Annotated in this window: 14 protein-coding genes and 1 pseudogene; 9 read left to right on the forward strand and 6 right to left on the reverse strand. The window is 67.7% G+C overall.

From position 1 onward, the window contains the following. Window positions 1–217 precede the first annotated feature (217 nt). Window positions 218–664: a ubiquinol-cytochrome c reductase iron-sulfur subunit gene (locus BJQ90_RS08010; protein ID WP_226759767.1), complete on the reverse strand. Its 447-nt coding sequence runs from the start codon at window positions 662–664 to the stop codon at window positions 218–220. A gap of 124 nt (window positions 665–788) precedes the next feature. Here BJQ90_RS08010 and BJQ90_RS08015 point away from each other — a divergent pair, with 124 nt between their 5' ends. The 5 genes from BJQ90_RS08015 to dhaM all read left to right on the forward strand — a co-directional run bounded on the left by BJQ90_RS08015 (window position 789) and on the right by dhaM (window position 6,338). Then, window positions 789–2,924 carry a prolyl oligopeptidase family serine peptidase gene (locus BJQ90_RS08015; RefSeq protein WP_226759768.1) on the forward strand — a complete coding sequence of 712 codons (2,136 nt, stop codon included), beginning with the start codon at window positions 789–791 and terminating at the stop codon, window positions 2,922–2,924. Between the two features lie 81 nt (window positions 2,925–3,005). After that, window positions 3,006–3,515, forward strand: coding sequence for an amino-acid N-acetyltransferase (locus BJQ90_RS08020; RefSeq protein WP_226759769.1), 510 nt, complete (start codon window positions 3,006–3,008; stop codon window positions 3,513–3,515). 521 nt (window positions 3,516–4,036) lie between these two features. After that, window positions 4,037–5,038 (forward strand): dihydroxyacetone kinase subunit DhaK, encoded by a 1,002-nt coding sequence (gene dhaK, locus BJQ90_RS08025; protein ID WP_226759770.1) that lies wholly within the window; start codon window positions 4,037–4,039, stop codon window positions 5,036–5,038. 2 nt (window positions 5,039–5,040) lie between these two features. After that, window positions 5,041–5,667 (forward strand): dihydroxyacetone kinase subunit DhaL, encoded by a 627-nt coding sequence (dhaL, locus tag BJQ90_RS08030; protein WP_226759771.1) that lies wholly within the window; start codon window positions 5,041–5,043, stop codon window positions 5,665–5,667. Next, window positions 5,664–6,338, forward strand: a complete 675-nt coding sequence (dhaM, locus tag BJQ90_RS08035; RefSeq protein ID WP_226759772.1) for a dihydroxyacetone kinase phosphoryl donor subunit DhaM — start codon at window positions 5,664–5,666, stop codon at window positions 6,336–6,338. Before dhaL ends, dhaM begins: the two co-directional genes overlap by 4 nt. A 7-nt stretch (window positions 6,339–6,345) precedes the next feature. Here dhaM and BJQ90_RS08040 read toward each other — a convergent pair whose 3' ends face one another. Genes BJQ90_RS08040 through BJQ90_RS08050 form a run of 3 tightly spaced genes read right to left on the reverse strand, consistent with a single transcriptional unit; the run spans window position 6,346 to window position 8,447 of the window. Then, complete coding sequence (locus tag BJQ90_RS08040) at window positions 6,346–7,038, reverse strand: hypothetical protein (RefSeq protein WP_226759773.1); 693 nt, start codon at window positions 7,036–7,038, stop codon at window positions 6,346–6,348. 24 nt (window positions 7,039–7,062) lie between these two features. Further along, window positions 7,063–7,560: a hypothetical protein gene (locus BJQ90_RS08045; RefSeq protein WP_226759774.1), complete on the reverse strand. Its 498-nt coding sequence runs from the start codon at window positions 7,558–7,560 to the stop codon at window positions 7,063–7,065. A gap of 50 nt (window positions 7,561–7,610) precedes the next feature. Next, the gene (locus BJQ90_RS08050) at window positions 7,611–8,447 is read right to left on the reverse strand and encodes an A/G-specific adenine glycosylase (RefSeq protein WP_413463657.1); all 837 of its coding nucleotides are present in this window, start codon (window positions 8,445–8,447) and stop codon (window positions 7,611–7,613) included. Between the two features lie 420 nt (window positions 8,448–8,867). Between BJQ90_RS08050 and BJQ90_RS08055 the strand changes: the two genes are divergently transcribed. After that, window positions 8,868–9,425: a hypothetical protein gene (locus tag BJQ90_RS08055; protein WP_319004616.1), complete on the forward strand. Its 558-nt coding sequence runs from the start codon at window positions 8,868–8,870 to the stop codon at window positions 9,423–9,425. A 12-nt stretch (window positions 9,426–9,437) separates the two neighbouring features. Here the strand turns inward: BJQ90_RS08055 and disA are convergent, their stop codons facing one another. Beyond that, a complete protein-coding gene (gene disA, locus BJQ90_RS08060; RefSeq protein ID WP_226759776.1) occupies window positions 9,438–10,514 on the reverse strand; it encodes a DNA integrity scanning diadenylate cyclase DisA in 1,077 nt (358 codons plus the stop codon). Window positions 10,515–10,962: 448 nt separating this feature from the next. Between disA and BJQ90_RS08065 the strand changes: the two genes are divergently transcribed. After that, window positions 10,963–12,576, forward strand: coding sequence for a peptide chain release factor 3 (locus tag BJQ90_RS08065; RefSeq protein WP_226759777.1), 1,614 nt, complete (start codon window positions 10,963–10,965; stop codon window positions 12,574–12,576). 234 nt (window positions 12,577–12,810) lie between these two features. Next, on the forward strand, window positions 12,811–14,169 hold the full coding sequence (locus BJQ90_RS08070) for a GAF domain-containing serine/threonine-protein kinase (protein WP_226759778.1): 1,359 nt from the start codon (window positions 12,811–12,813) through the stop codon (window positions 14,167–14,169). A 71-nt stretch (window positions 14,170–14,240) separates the two neighbouring features. Here BJQ90_RS08070 and BJQ90_RS08075 read toward each other — a convergent pair whose 3' ends face one another. Next, window positions 14,241–15,443 (reverse strand): PucR family transcriptional regulator, encoded by a 1,203-nt coding sequence (locus BJQ90_RS08075; RefSeq protein WP_226759779.1) that lies wholly within the window; start codon window positions 15,441–15,443, stop codon window positions 14,241–14,243. 99 nt (window positions 15,444–15,542) lie between these two features. Here BJQ90_RS08075 and BJQ90_RS08080 point away from each other — a divergent pair. Next, window positions 15,543–15,801, forward strand: a pseudogene (locus tag BJQ90_RS08080) (ferredoxin reductase); the annotation flags it as partial.

Consider the following 15,801-nt stretch of genomic DNA (forward strand, 5'->3'; position numbering starts at 1 on the left):
TCTTCGGCGAGATCCATGCCGGCGACATTGTTGTAGTGGATGTGGACGGCGAAGGCGACGACGCCAAGTTCACTTTCGCAGGCAACACCAAGCCGCGCATCCCGGAAATCGCTCCGAGCGTCTAGGCAGCAAAGCCAAAGGCGCGGTGCCAAAAAGGCCCCGGCCGCTTCCTTCAAGGAGGCGGCCGGGGCCTTTGTCGCTGGTACGCCGGGCGGTGTCAGGCGCTGACGGTGATCCATTCGCCGTCGATGGCAGCGTTTAGTTTGGCCAGCGGCGACCGGGCAGGCCCGTTGACCACGCTGCCGTCGGATCCCTTGAAGGAGGAACCGTGGCAGGGGCATTCGAAGTCTTCTCCGGCAGGAGCCACCGGGCAGCCGGCATGCGTGCAGGTCGCGTCGTACGCCAGGACGGTCTTCTCATCCTTCCGGAAGATCACCACCGTCTTGCCTTCGATTTTTCCGGTGACCGTGCCGCCAACCTCCACATCGCCGAGCTTGCCGACCCTGACCGCGGTGCCGGCCGGAGCGGAGGGGGCGGCCGAGGCCGTGGAAGCCGGGGTTTCGGTCGTGGAAGCGGCGCAGGCGGAGAGAGCCAAGGCGCTGCCACCCACGGCGCCGGCGCCGAGCAACAGGGAGCGTCGAGGCAGGGACTTTTCAGGGTTCATGGACTCATCATGCCAACAGTCCCTGAGAGCCGCCTGCAATTTCGGGACATTTCAATGTGAAAGCAGTGTTTCACTCTGAGTGAACCGAGTGTGATGCGGGCCACGATGGGTGTTGAATCGGTTCATGGCTTCCACGTATTCAGAGACCCTGAGTGAAAAACCCGAGATACCCTTCCACCATCTGGACCATTACCTCGCCATCCCGAGGGTCAGCGGACTGGCGTTGAGCCCCGACGGACGGCGGCTGGTCACCACCGTGGCCACGCTCAACGCCAAGGGCACCGAATACGGCACCGCCCTGTGGGAGCTGGACCCGGAAGGGCAGAAGCAGGCCCGCCGGATCACCCGCAGTGCCAAGGGCGAGGCGGGGGCCGTGTTTGCCGCCGGCGGTGACCTGTACTTCAGTTCCGCGCGCCCCGACCCGGAAACCCCCGAGGCGGATCCGGTCAACGCCCTGTGGACGCTGCCCGCGGACGGCGGCGAGGCCCGTGTTGTGCTCACCCGAGCCGGCGGAATCAGTGCAGTCCTGGCCGCGAAGGAGACCGGCGCCCTTTTCGTCAAGGCCTCCGTGCTGGCAGGGGCCGCGGACGAGGACGGCGACGAGGAACGCCGCAAGTCGCGCAAGGACAACAAAGTCGCTGCCATTCTGCACAGCGGCTATCCGGTCCGCTACTGGGACGCCGATCTGGGACCCGCCCAGCCGAGGCTCTTCGCCGTCGAGCCCGGCGAGGAACAGGAACCGGGCAAACCCACAACAGTTGACGCCGCGGCGCCGCTGAAGCTCCGCAACCTCACGCCCGACGCCGGCGCCGGCCTTCGCGAGGCCGAGTCGGTCGTCAGCCCGGACGGCAAGACCATCTACAGCAGTTTCGCAAAACCGCTCGCGCACGCGAATTCCCGGTCTGTTCTCGTCGCGATCGACGTGCCCAGCGGCAGGCGCACCGTCCTGCTGGACGCCGAGGGCATGAGCTACTTTCCCGGGCCGGTCAGCCCCGACAACAGGACCTTGGTGGTGCTCAGCGAAAGTGACACCACCCCCGAGCAAGCCCCGCAGCTCAGGCTGCACCTGCTCGACGTTTCCGGCGCTTCGTCCGGACCCGGGACGGCAGGCGAAGCGGCGCTGGTGCCGCTCGTGCAGGACTGGGACCGCTGGCCGCGTCCCGCCGCCTGGCTGCCGGACGGATCGGCCCTGCTCGTCACCGCCGACGAGGACGGCGCCTCACCGGTCTTCCGGATCCGCCTGTCCGGGGATGACACAGACGGCCGGGTCACCCGCCTGACCGCCGATCCTGCCGCGTACACCGACGTCGCGGTGGCACCGGACGGCCGCACCGCCTATGCGCTGCGCAGCTCCTACGAGTTCCCGGCCGAAGCCGTCCGGATCGACCTCGCCAGCGGCGATGTTGTCCGGCTCCCTGCCCCCGCCGAACGCCCGCACTACCAAGGCTCCCTGGAACGCGTGGAGACGACGGCGGAGGACGGCACCCGCGTGCCGGCGTACCTGGCCCTCCCTGAAGGTGCCTCGCCCGGCGGCCCGGCGCCCCTGCTGCTCTGGATCCACGGTGGACCGCTCGGGTCCTGGAATGCCTGGACCTGGCGCTGGAACCCCTGGCTGCTCGTCGCCCGGGGGTACGCAGTGCTCTTGCCGGACCCGGCCCTGTCCACCGGCTACGGCCGGCAGCACATCCAGCGCGGCTGGGGTGCATGGGGCAAGGCGCCGTTCACCGACCTGATGGCCATCACCGACGCCGTTGTGCAGCGCCCTGACATCGATGAGACCCGCACGGCTGCCATGGGCGGGTCCTTCGGAGGCTACATGGCCAACTGGGTGGCCGGGCATACGGACCGGTTCCGGGCGATCGTCACCCATGCCAGCCTCTGGGCGCTGGACCAGTTTGGTCCCACCACCGACGACGCGCAGTACTGGCTCAGGGAGATGACGCCTGAAATGGCGCTGGAGAATTCCCCGCACCTGCACGTCGGGAACATCAGCACCCCGATGCTCGTCATCCATGGCGACAAGGACTACCGCGTCCCGATCGGCGAGGGCCTTCGCCTTTGGTTCGAACTCCTCTCCAAGTCCCAGCTTGCGGCCGACGAGAACGGCGAAACCGACCACCGCTTCCTCTATTTCCCGGACGAAAACCACTGGATCATGCAGCCGCAGCACGCCAAGGTCTGGTACGGCGTCGTCGAGCACTTCCTCGCCAAGAACCTGCTGGACAAGGACCTGCCGGTCCCTGCCGAGCTGGGACTCTAGGCGCCTGCCGGCCGGCTCGGGGGCTGCGTTCGCCAAGCCCGCATAACGAGTCAGGGAAGCCATCCACCGTAAGATTGGGCTGTGACTGAGACAATCCGCATCCGCCCTGCCCGCACCAGCGATGTCGGGGCGATCAAGACGCTCGTGGCGCCACTGGCCGAGCAGCGGATCCTCATGGCCAAGGAAACCGTGGCGTATTACGAAAGCCTCCCGGAGTTCCGGATCGCCGAATCGGCTGACGGTGAGGTGATCGGCTGCGGTGCGCTGCACGTTATGTGGGAAGACCTCGCCGAGATACGCACGCTCGCGACTTCGGATGCCTGGCGGGGCAAGGGCGTGGGCCACCTGCTGGTGGAGCGCCTGCTGGAAGAAGCCAGGGCGCTCGGGGTCTCCCGCGTGTTCTGCCTGACCTTCGAAGTGGACTTCTTCAAGAGGCACGGCTTCGAAGTCATGGCCGACCAGACCGCCGTCGACCCCGTGGTGTACTCGGAACTGCTGCGCTCCCACGATGAGGGCGTTGCCGAGTTCCTGGACCTCGCCCGGGTGAAGCCCAACACGCTCGGCAACACCCGGATGATCAAGGCGCTGTAGCTCCGGCCCGGGAAACGGTGCCGGAAGATTGGGCAGGACGGGGTCTTCCCATCAATAAATTTGATGGATAAACTGATCCCGGTCCAGGGGGTGGGCCACCCGACTTCCGGAGGCAAGAAATTGCACGAGAGCGTCATTTTTCCAGATTTCTCCGCATTCCAGATGACCATCAGCGGCGCCGCCGGACCATACCGCAGCCCGGAGCAAAGGGCCGGGAATGGCGCAGCCGAGGACCCGGCGTCGGACCCGCACACAGCCCTCGTTACCGGCCCGGCGCCCGGGATCAATCGGGGGCGGGAGGCCGCACCGCCGTTCTCCTGGCTTGGCAGCGATGCCTGGCCGAATTTCCCGTTAGGGGCGGACAAGCGAACCTGACCTCCACACCCGCGGACCCGGGGCGGGGCCGTCCGGCCGCACCCCGATTCCGCTTCAGAGCTCGTAAAACCGGAGCCTACCGCTGGCAGGGGCCCCGGTAGTAGGGTCTAAGCAAGCAGCCAGGACACCATCCAGGGAGCACCGCCATGAAGAAGCTCATCAATGATCCCCGCGCCGTGGTTGACGAGTCAGTGGAGGGTTTCGGGCTTGCCCACGCCGACCTCGTGACCGTCTTTGCGGACCCCAAGTACATCGTGCGCAAAGATGCGCCGGTGGCAGGGAAAGTCGGGCTGGTCTCCGGCGGCGGCAGCGGGCATGAGCCCCTCCACGGCGGCTACGTTGGCATGGGAATGCTCGACGCCGCCGTGCCGGGCGCCGTTTTTACCTCGCCAACACCGGACCAGATCCTTCCCGCCACTCTCGCCGTCAATTCGGGTGCCGGCGTCGTGCACATCGTAAAGAATTACACGGGCGACGTCCTGAACTTTGAGACGGCCTCTGAGCTGGCCGAGGCGGAGGGCGTGGAGGTCCGCACGGTGCTGGTCAACGACGACGTCGCGGTGGAGGACTCGCTGTACACCGCCGGCCGGCGCGGCGTGGGCGGAACCGTCCTGGTGGAAAAGATCGCCGGTGCCGCCGCCGAACGGGGTGACAACCTGGACGCCGTCGCGGCGATCGGTGACCGCGTCAACCAAAATGTGCGCAGCATGGGCGTCGCGCTGACTGCCTGCACCGTTCCGCACGCGGGGGCACCCAGCTTTGTGCTGGAGGAAAACGAGATCGAAATCGGCATCGGCATCCACGGGGAGCCTGGCCGGCACCGGATTCCCATGGAAAACGCCGACGGCATAACCGACCGACTGCTTGAGCCGGTGGTCAGTGACCTGGGCCTGGCTTCCGGGGACAAAGTGCTCTTGTTCGTCAACGGCATGGGCGGCACGCCGCAGAGCGAGCTCTACATTGTCTACCGCCGCGCCGCGCAGCAGCTGGCCGGGAAGGGTATCACCGTCGCCCGCTCGCTGGTCGGAAATTACATCACCTCGCTGGAAATGCAGGGCTGTTCCATTACCGTTCTGCGCCTCGATGATGAGATGACAGCGCTCTGGGATGCGCCCGTCCACACCCCGGCCCTCCGCTGGGGCGTCTGACCGTGGGGCTGGACGTCAACTGGGCGCTGCGGTGGCTGACCCTCTCGGCGCAGGCCATGGCGGAGCACCGGGAGGAACTCATCGAACTGGACCGGCCCATAGGCGATTCGGACCACGGCGAGAACATGGACCGCGGGTTCAAGGCAGTCATGGTCAAGATCGCCGAGGCGCCACCGGAAACGGCAGGGGCGGCGCTGAAGCTGACCGCCATGACCCTCATGTCCAAGGTCGGCGGAGCCGCCGGGCCGCTCTACGGCACAGCCTTCCTCCGGGCCGCCACGGTGCTGGGCGAGACGGCCGACATCGACGCAGCCACCCTCGCCTCGGCGTTCCAGGCCGCCAGGGACGGGATCGTGGCCCGCGGAAAGGCCGAATCCGGCGACAAGACGATGGTTGACGCCTGGACCCCGGCCGTTGACGCAGCCGCCTCCGCTGCCGGAGACAGCGATGTGCACAAGGTCCTGGCGGCCGCCGCGGAGGCCGCCGAAGCCGGGGCCGTGTCCACCGACCCGATGCTCGCCCGCAAGGGACGCGCCAGCTACCTCGGGGAACGCAGCATTGGCCACCGGGATCCCGGCGCGGTCTCCAGCGCCCTGATCCTGCGCGCCGCCGCCGGGGCAGCCGAATGACGGTCAATCTCGTCGTCGTCTCCCACAGTGACAAGATCGCCGACGGCGCCGTCGAGCTTGCCGCCCAGATGGCGCCCGACGTCCTGATCCTTCCTGCCGGCGGCACCGACGACGGCCGGATCGGCACCAGCCTGGAGCGGGTCATGGCGGCGCTGGAACAGGCAGCTGACGCCAACAGCGACGGCATCGTCGTCCTGACAGATCTGGGCTCGGCAGTAATGACAGCCGAGTCCGCGGTGGAATTCATGGCGGACCCCTCCGCCGTGCTGCTGGCAGATGCGCCCCTTGTCGAAGGCCTGGTCGCTGCTGCCGTGGCGGCACAGGCCGGAGCCGATGCCGAGGGCGTGAAAGAAGCCGCGGAAGCCGTGTACCGGCCGCCGGCCGCGCCGCAGCACGCGCACGAGCACCGTCCCCCCGAGGCGACAGGGGACTTTGAACTCGTCAACCAGGCCGGCATGCATGCCCGTCCAGCCGCGAAGATTGCCGGCGGCCTGTCCGGCATGGACGCCGAAGTGACCCTCAACGGCGTCGACGGAGCGTCGATGACGGAACTCATGATGCTCGGAGCGGCCAAGGGAACCGTCCTGCACGTTGAAGCCAGCGGCCCGGATGCCGCGAAAGCCGTGGACTATCTGCGCGGACTGATCACGGCGGGCTTCGGCGAACCCTAGATCACGTTCACACCGTGCCGGCCGCGGTCAGGTCCGATGCCACCGGGGCCCGCCGGGGTCCGCCCCACGCGATCCACCCGCCGGCAACAGCCATGAGCACGGCCCCGGCGGTCTGGGTCGGCAGGCTGGCTCCCGTCGTCGCCAGCCCCAGGACAACACCCAGGACATAGAAGAACACTGCGCCGGCCGCCCAGAGTGCCCCGGCCCAGCGCGGCAGCACGTGGGAACGCCACACCGCTATCCCCAGCAGGACATTGCCGAGGAATGCGAGCAGGAGGCCCAACAGGAAGGCCCCTGTCATGGACCCGGGGAATTCCAGTTGCATCACGTCCCGGTAGCCGCCCAGGTAGGCCTTTCCGATTGCAGGGGTGGCAAAGGTGGATATCACGGCCGGCACCAGCAGCAGGGCCGTGCCGGCAGCAGCGGTGACCATCGCTGCCAGCGCCAGGTTGCCGACCCGGCTGTTGGCCAGGCAGCAGCCCAGCGCAAAGATGCCGAAGATCGCGAGGATCGTGCCGCTGGTGCTGCCGATCAAATGGCTGAAATGGTAGGAGTCGGAGCTGACCAACCGGGCCCAGGCATCCGGGTCCTTCTCCTGGTCCGGCTGCGGTTCCAGCGTGGACCAGGCGGTGACGAGTGCTGAGACCGGCAGGGCCCACAGCCCGGCCCGGATCCAGCGGCTGATGTTTTCCGCGTTCACGGCGTTCACCTTTCTCCACGCGGGCTAGGCTGCCTGCCGGAGCCCGTCCGCGTCCAGTAGCACTCCGGCTGAGATGAACCTGCCGCACTGCACGCCGTACGGGTATGCAACCCGCGGCGTGAACGTCAGGATCCGGACCGGCAGGGGGAGGCCGCTAACGCCGGTGGCGCCCACTAAGGCCTCGATGGGGGATTCCGTGAGCTGATCCAGCATGAGCATCCCCACCAGGGTGCCGTCAGGTGAAGCGGTTGCGGAACAAGGGCGGTCGTTGCCGTCCGTGCCCTGGCCACATCCCTGATCCACAGTGGTGGTCCCCGGGAACAGTTCAAGATCGGCCTCTTTGCAGCGCCCGTCCTGGCAGGCTTTGAGCCGGAGTGTTTTCACCGTACCGGCGTACTCCCGGGCCACGGTCAGCGCAACTACCGGTGCCTGGGCGATTGCCGGGCACGCCGTCTGGGGCTGGCACCCGGTGGCCAGCAGTGCGGTGCAAGCCATGCCCACGAGCGCCGCGAATGTGCGCATCCTTCAGGGTAGTTCCGGGTGGCCTTTCCGGCTAGGGCGCGGAGCCGGGTTCAGGCGGGCAGCTGGAAGCCGGCGGGATGCACTTCGGCCAGCCCGTCGCCCAGCAGTCCGGCCAGCGCGCGCTCCACCTGTTCGGGAGGGGCGTTGAGCCGGTGCAGGGCGGCAAGCGGGATTCCGATCCCGGCCGGTTCGAAGCCAAGGTCCGCCGCGGCCCGCTGGAACAGTTCCGGGGCCACCGGCGACTCGGCCACGCGCAGCACCGCCATCACCGCTCCCCGTACCTGGCGGTCCGTTCCGTGCCACGACTGCCCCTTGGGCGTGTACGTTGGCGCCGGCTCACCCGCTGCGAGCCAGGCGCAGGAGCCACTGACCGGGCATTGCCCGCACTTGGGCGACCGCGCCGTGCACACCAGGGCGCCCAGTTCCATGACGGAGGCGTTCCAGCGGACCGAGGAGGCGGCCCCGTCCGGCAGCGCCTGCGCGGCAAGCCGAATCTCCGCGGCGGTCAGCGACTGCGAAGGCAGGGCTGAACCGGAAAACAGCCGGGCGTGCACGCGGCGGATATTGGTGTCCACCACGGTTTCGCGGCGCCCGAAGGCGAAGGCGGCGACGGCGGCCGCCGTGTAGCCGCCCACTCCGGGCAACTCCAGCAGTTCCGGGTGCGTTCCGGGAACCTTTCCGCCATGGTCCGAACAGATGGCGACGGCGGCCGCGTGCAGCCGCAGGGCGCGCCTCGGGTAGCCCAGCCGTCCCCAGGCCCGGACCGCTTCCCCGGCAGGTTCCCGGGCCAGGTCAGCCGGCTCCGGCCAGCGCCGCAGCCATTCCTGCCAGACCGGCAGCACACGGACCACCGGCGTCTGCTGCAGCATGATTTCGCTGACCAGCACACCCCACGGAGTGCATTCAGGGGCCCGCCATGGCAGTTCCCGGGCGTTGGACTCGAACCAGGTGGCGAGGGCCTCATGCAGGGCGGGCAGCGGAAGGGCAGCGGAAGCCGCTTCCGGGCGGGCGGCGGCAGGGACGGTGGGGGAATCGGCGAGAGCTTTGATGGATTCAGCGTAATAGATGAGGGCCACACTCCGCCTGCGGCGTGGGAGGGCCGCATACCCGGCGCTGTTCTCTAGCCTAGAAGGATGGGCAGGCAAGACAATTCCGGAACCCAGGGTTCCCGGCCGAGGGCTTCCGGCGGCGGAACACCCGCGGGACGCAATTCCGTAAGCCATTCGGAGCGTAAACCCGCGCGGAAGCCTGCCCGAAAGAAGGTCAGCCCCGTTTACCGCCGCAGGCGTCTTTTCGTTGGCGCCGCCTTGTTGCTCGTCATCGCCGTCGCCTTCGGGGGATTTGCCGCTGCCTCGAGCGTCCTCGACGCCGGTCAGTCCCCCTCCAGCGGGGGAACGGCTCCCTCGGGCCAGGAAACAGGACCGGCCACAAGCCCGGAAACCACGGCTTCCCCTTCGGCCGCCCCAACCGGCAACGGCTGCGAGCAGAACCTCGTGACCGTCACGGCCGCCACGGACAAGCCTGCCTACGCCGGCGGCGAGAACCCGCTGCTCACGCTCAAGGTGACGAACGGCAACAAGGTGCCGTGCGAGGTCAATATCGGGACTTCGCAAATGGAATTCCTGGTCACGAGCGGCTCGGACCGGATCTTCTCGTCCACTGACTGCCAGACGGACGCGACCGACCTCGTGAAGACCATCGCGCCCGGGCAAAGCGAGACGGCAAACTTCCCCTGGCAGCGCAACCGGACGGTCCAGGGCTGCGCGCCGATCGAAGCCAAACCCGGGGCGGGCGGCGCGTATTACGTCTTTACTGCCCGTCTGGCGAACAAGACCAGTGCCAAAGCCGTCTTCCAGCTCAGCTGACCCCCATGGTGGTTAGAGGAACCGGTCCAGCAGGCTCGCCTCGGCCATCCGGCTGAGGCCCTCGCGGACCGTCCGGGCGCGCTGGTCGCCAATACCGTCCACCGTCATTAGGTCATCGATCGTGGCCGCCATCAGGAACTGCAAGCCGCCGAAGTGGTCCACCAGGCGGTCAGCGACGGCCTTGGGTACGGCCTTCAGCCCGGACAGCAGCCGGTATCCGCGCGGCTGCACGACAGCGTCGAGGTTGGCCTCACCGCCGGCGAAGCCGACAATCCCGGCGATCTTCCCCAGATCGATGAGCTCCGTGGGGCCAAGGTTCACGAGCGCCTTCACGGCCTTATCGACATCCTCGGCGGAAGTGTCGGGGCCGGAGTAGTCGCGGATGATCACATCGCTGCCGGGGCCGCGGCCCACGGTCAATTCGTCCAGCTGGAGGGAGAGCAGCCGGCCGTCCTCGCCGAGTTCCAGCACATACTGTGAGATCTCTTCCGAGATCCGGCGGACCATTTCCTGGCGTTGCAGGGTGACTGCGACATCGCGGACCGTCACCATGGCCTCGATTTCCAGGGCCGAGAGGGAACTGGTCACCTGGTCCAGCCGGGACCGGTAGCGTTCCAGCGTTGCCAGGGCCTGGTTGGCCCGGGCCAGGACCTTTTCCGAGCCCTCCAGGACGTGCCGCAGCCCGTTCACATAGAGGGCGATGATCTGCATGGACTGGCTGACCGAGATGACCGGGACGCCGGTCTGGATGGCGACGCGCTCCGCAGTCCGGTGCCGGGTGCCGGATTCCTGGGTCTCGATGCTGGAGTCGGGGACCAGCTGCACGGCCGCGCGGAGGATGTTGCTGGCGTCCTTGTCGCAGATGATGGCGCCGTCCATTTTGGCCAGTTCCCGCAGCCGGGTGGGGGAGAAGTCGATTCCGATGTCGAAGCCTCCGGAGCAGATGGACTCGATGGTCCTGTCGATGCCCAGCACAATCAGGGCACCGGTCCGTCCGCGGAGGATGCGTTCGAGGCCGTCCCGGAGGGGGGTGCCCGGTGCCACTCGGCCCAGGGTCGCCTTGAGTGAATCTTCAGGGCTCCGAGCCATAGATCTTCCCTTCAAAGGTGCAGGCCTCGGCCTGCAAGTGCGCCGGTTTCCGTTGTTTCCCGGCAGGATCAAAAGTACTCGGTTCCCCGCTCTCACCATAGTAAAGGTAAAGCGGGCCAACTTCCGCACGGACAAGCCCCAAAGTGGCCCATTAGTGCCTTTGCGCGGAGGCCTTGGGAATGCCCCCGCAGGTCCCGCCCCGGGACGGCACTTTTGAGTGGCAGCGGTCCGGTTTTACCCTGGCTGTGCACCCACATCGCGGCGGCAGCGCGGGCTGCGATAAACTTGAATCCTTGGGTGTATCGTCGGCTCCCCGCCGCCGCGCCCCAACAATCGCACCCAGCAGTCACGCAGAACTCCCAGCAGAACAACCAGCGACCCGCCGGGCCGGCCTGATTCCCGCAGGCCCGGGACCGCAACCATTCAAAGCCGCAGCGAAAGTAGCACCGTGTCCCAAGAAGTCCTTAGCCCCGCCCGAGTCCAGGAGATTCACAAGCAGGCGGCCCGGCGTCGGACATTCGCGGTCATTTCACACCCCGATGCCGGCAAGTCCACGCTGACCGAGGCGCTCGCGCTGCACGCGAAGGTGATCGGCACCGCCGGCGCCTCCAGCGGCAAGGCCAACCGCAAGGACACGGTTTCGGACTGGATGCAGATGGAAAAGGACCGCGGCATCTCGATCAGTTCCGCGGCCCTGCAGTTCTCCTACCGGGATACCGTGATCAACCTGCTGGACACCCCCGGCCACGCGGACTTCTCCGAGGACACCTACCGGGTGCTGGCCGCCGTGGACTGTGCCGTGATGCTCGTGGACGCCGCCAAGGGCCTGGAAACCCAGACCATGAAGCTGTTCGAGGTCTGCAAGCAGCGCAACCTGCCCATCATCACGGTGATCAACAAGTGGGACAGGCCCGGCCTCGACGCATTGGCCCTCATGGACGAGCTCACCGAGCGCACCGGCCTCCAGCCGATGCCGCTGACCTGGGCCGTTGGCATCTCGGGTGACTTCCGCGGGGTCTGGGACCTGCGCAATGACCGCTTCGCCCAGTTCAAGCGCAACAACGCCGGCGCCAACATCGCCCTCACCGAGTACTTCACCCCGGAGCAGGCCGCGGCCAGCCAGGGGGATGACTGGTCCAACGCCGTCGATGAGGCCGGCCTGGTCATCGAGTCCAACCTGGAGTTCGACGTCGACGCCTTCCACGCCGGCAAGGCCACGCCGATCCTCTTCAGTTCCGCCGCGCTGAACTTCGGCGTGAAGGAGATCCTCGACGCCCTCGTGGACTTCGCACCGCCGGCCGCCCCGCGGCCCGACGTCGACGGCGCCGCGCGGCCCGTCGACGCGCCCTTCTCCGGCTTCGTCTTCAAAGTCCAGGCCGGTATGAACAAGGCCCACCGCGACCACGTCGCCTTCATCCGGGTCTGCTCCGGCATCTTCGAACGCGGCATGGTGGTGACGCAGGGCCGGACCGGCAAGTCGTTCGCCACCAAGTACGCCCAGCAGGTCTTCGGCCGTGAACGCGAGGTCATCGACGAAGCGTTCCCCGGAGATGTTGTGGGCCTCGTGAACGCGTCTTCGCTGCGGGTCGGCGACAGCCTCTTCCTTGAGCAGCCGGTGGAGTTCCCCGCCATCCCGCTGTTCGCCCCGGAGCACTTCCAGGTGGCGCGGTCCAAGGACCCCAGCCGCTTCAAGCAGTTCCGCCGCGGCATCGAACAGCTGGAACATGAGGGAGTCATCCAGGTGCTCCGCTCGGACGTCCGCGGCGATCAGGCCCCGGTGCTGGCCGCCGTCGGCCCCATGCAGTTCGAAGTCGTGGAGGACCGCATGGCCCACGATTTCAGCGCGCCGATGCGGCTGGAGCGCCTGCCTTATTCCATCGCCAGGATTTCGACGGCGGATGCCATGCCGGCGCTGGCCACGGTTCCCGGCGCCGAGGTCCTGCTGCGCTCCGACGGCGAATACCTCGCACTGTTCAACGATGTGTGGGCCCTGCGCCGGATCGAGAAGAACCATCCGGACCTGACCCTCCTGCCGATTGGCACGCATAATCCCGCGAAGTAGCGGCCGACACAGGCTTGCGGGCGGGGTAATAGGATTGCCCGCAGGTCTTCCTGAATCAGGGAATCGCGGTATCATAAGTAACCTTGCTAATTGTGCGGGCGCCGGACCTTCTTCTGATTCCGGTATTGGACTGATCCGCCACCGGCGGACCCCGCTATAAGGGACACCGAACACCAGTTGACAGAGCTCATTTCACCTCCGGCCAGTTCCACGCCGGCCACATCAAAGCACCGCATGGAACCCGGCTACCTGCTCAGCGGGCGGTACCGGATCGCGGACCTTATTGGCAGGGGAAGCCAATCCACTGTATTCAGGGCCTACGACGAGCTCCTGCAGCGCGACGTGGCGGTCAAGCTTTTCCGCAACGTCTCGGATGATCTTGAACAAACCCGCCGGCAGGGCGAGGAAATCCGCATCCTGGCCGGAATGAGCCATCACGCCCTCGTGACGCTCTTCGACGCCGGTGCCGACCTGAGCGACCCGGACGACCGGCTCACCTACCTTGTGACGGAACTGGTGCACGGCCGCGACCTGCGCCACCGCGGGGCCCAGGGTCCGCTCTCGGCCGCGCACATGGCGCACATCGGCTATGACCTGGCGGACGGGCTTTCCTACATCCACCACCACGGCATCGTGCACCGGGACGTCAAACCCGCGAACATCCTGCTCGTGGACTACAGCAACGACGACCGGCGCCCGCGGGCCAAGCTGACTGATTTTGGCGTCGCCGTCGTGATGGGCAACGGCCCGGCGTCGGACGACGGCGGAACCTCCGGGACGCCTGCCTACCTCAGCCCCGAGCAGGCGGCCGGCGAACCGGTCGGGCCGCTCAGCGACGTGTACTCGCTTGGCCTGGTGCTGCTGGAAGGGCTGACCGGAAAGATGGCGTACCCCGGCGCGCCCATCCAGTCCGCCGTCGCGCGGCTGCTCAAAGACCCGCAGATTCCCGAGGAGCTCGCGCCCATGTGGGTTGCGCTGTTGTCCTCCATGCTGGCCCGGGACCCGGCGCAGCGCCCGCCGGCCCGGGAAGTGTCACTGGCCCTGCGCCAGGAAGTCATTAACACCGCGGCGCGGCACCGCATGGACCCGGCTCCGGCATCCTCGGACGAGGACGGCCGGATGCGCGCCGTCGAACGGTACCGGATCCTTGACACCCCGGCAGACGGCGCCTTCGACCGGATAGTGGGCCTCGCGGCGCGGATGTTCTCGGTGCCGGTGGCAATCGTCAGCGTGGTGGACCATGACCGGATCTGGTTCAAGGCACACCACGGCACCGATGTCAGCCAGATCGGCCGCGACCCCGGGCTGTGCGCCTCCGCGATCCTGCAGGACGACGCCTGGGTGATTGAGGATGCGGCCAGGGACCCCCGGACCCTCGCCAACCCGCTGGTGGCAGGCGAGTTCGGCCTGCAGTTCTACGCCGGTGTCCCGTTGCGCACGCCGGACGGTTACAACCTGGGTACGTTCTGCATCCTGGACCGGGAACCGCGGGAGTTCAGCGCCGAGGACGTCCGGACGCTGCAGGACCTGGCCTCGATCGTGATGAACGACCTGGAGATGCGGCTGCAGAGCCGGGAAGCTATCGCCAGGTAGGGCGCGGCTCACGCCGCCTGTGTTTAACGCCGGCTGTGTTCAACGCCGGCTGTGTTTAACGCCGGCTGTGTTTAACGCCGGCCGGCGTGGAGCGCCAGTTCCAGTTCGAACCGCGCCTTCGGGTCCTCCAGGGTGTCGCCGAACAACTCGCGCAGCTGCGCCGCCCGGTAACCCACGGTCTGCGGGTGGATCCCGAGCTCAGCCGCCACCGGGGCCCGCTGGCCCCAGTGCCGCAGCCAGGACAGCAGCGTCTCCGCGAGCCGCTCGCGCTGGGCCGGGCGAAGCCCCTCCAGTGGCGCCAGGCGGCGGTTGGCCAGTTCCGCGATCGCGGAGGGCTCCGCGCCGAGGATCACCTCGGCCAAGTGCTCGTCGGCCCAGATCGGCGGGTCCTCCGGGCCTTCGCGGGGCGGCAGCGCCGAGGCCGCGAGCACTGCCAGGCGCAGCGAATCGGGGACTTTTTCCCAGCCACCGGCCGGCCCCACGGCCGCCCCCCGGCCGCGCAGCGCCTTTTCCAGGTCCGCCCGTGCGGACTGGGACTTCCGGGCCGGAACCAGCGCGACAGCGTCGGTCTCACGTTCGATGACCAGCGTCCCCGGCCCCAGCCGGAGCCGCAGCCCCGCTGAGCGGTCCACCGGCAGGGTCACCACCACCATCCGCTGCGGCAGGGACCAGTCCGCCATTGCGGCCGTCTGGCGCAGGGCGGCCTCATCCGCCTGTCCCAGGAGGAGCAGATCCAGCAGTTCGGTGCGCCGCCGGTCCACCGCGCCGGCCCGTTCCGACTGTTCAAAGGCATACGCCTCGGCGCTGACGGCGGACAGTTCGTCGATGTAGGCCAGGATCGACTCGCCAAGGTCCACCACCACACTCTGGCCGAGGTGGTGCTCCACGGACACCCTGGACATCTCGCGGAAGGTCACGCGGGCGCCCATCCGGTACGCGCTCAGTAGCGCATCCATGCTCCGGCCCTGCCGGAATTCCCCGCTCCCCAGCCCCGCCACCAGTTGCCGGCTCTCCTCCGACAAGGCTGGCAGCCGCGTTCCCGGCAGCTGCAGGAAGCGGTCCAGCGCGGCAGCCACTCCCCGCCGCAGGCCCCGCCCGAAACGGCCCTCGATCGGCCGGGCGTAAGCCGGCACGAGCTGCGGCACGGCGTCGATGATTGCCTCGACAATGCCGGGCATCATCGGCCGGAGCATGTCGCTGACCTCGCGTGGCAGTGCCAGCCACGGAGGGTCGTAGGCGGGGGAAGCGGAGGTGCCGGCCGGGGAGGTGTTCATAAGGCGGTCCCATAAAGTTGTTTCGGGGAGATAGTTTCTTTGCGTCGATCGTATGCCTTGGATGAAGAACTATGGTCCCCTCTGACATAAGATTGATAAATGATCCGGCTCCGTAAGCTGGCGCGCGCCGCATCTGTACTGACCACCCCACTGGCTCCAGAAGACATTCTGTCGCTGTTCAATCCTGTGTTTTCCGCCCGCCAATTGCGCGGTGTGGTTACCCGGGTGGTTCCAGAAACGGCCGACTCCGCCACAATTTTCTTCCGTCCCGGCCGCGGCTGGCAAGCGCACCTTGCCGGCCAGTGGGCCCGTATTGGCGTCGAGCTCGACGGCGTCCGCCACTGGCGGTCCTACTCGC

It is taken from the genome of Arthrobacter sp. SO3, from assembly GCF_020532825.1.
Lineage (GTDB): Bacteria > Actinomycetota > Actinomycetes > Actinomycetales > Micrococcaceae > Arthrobacter.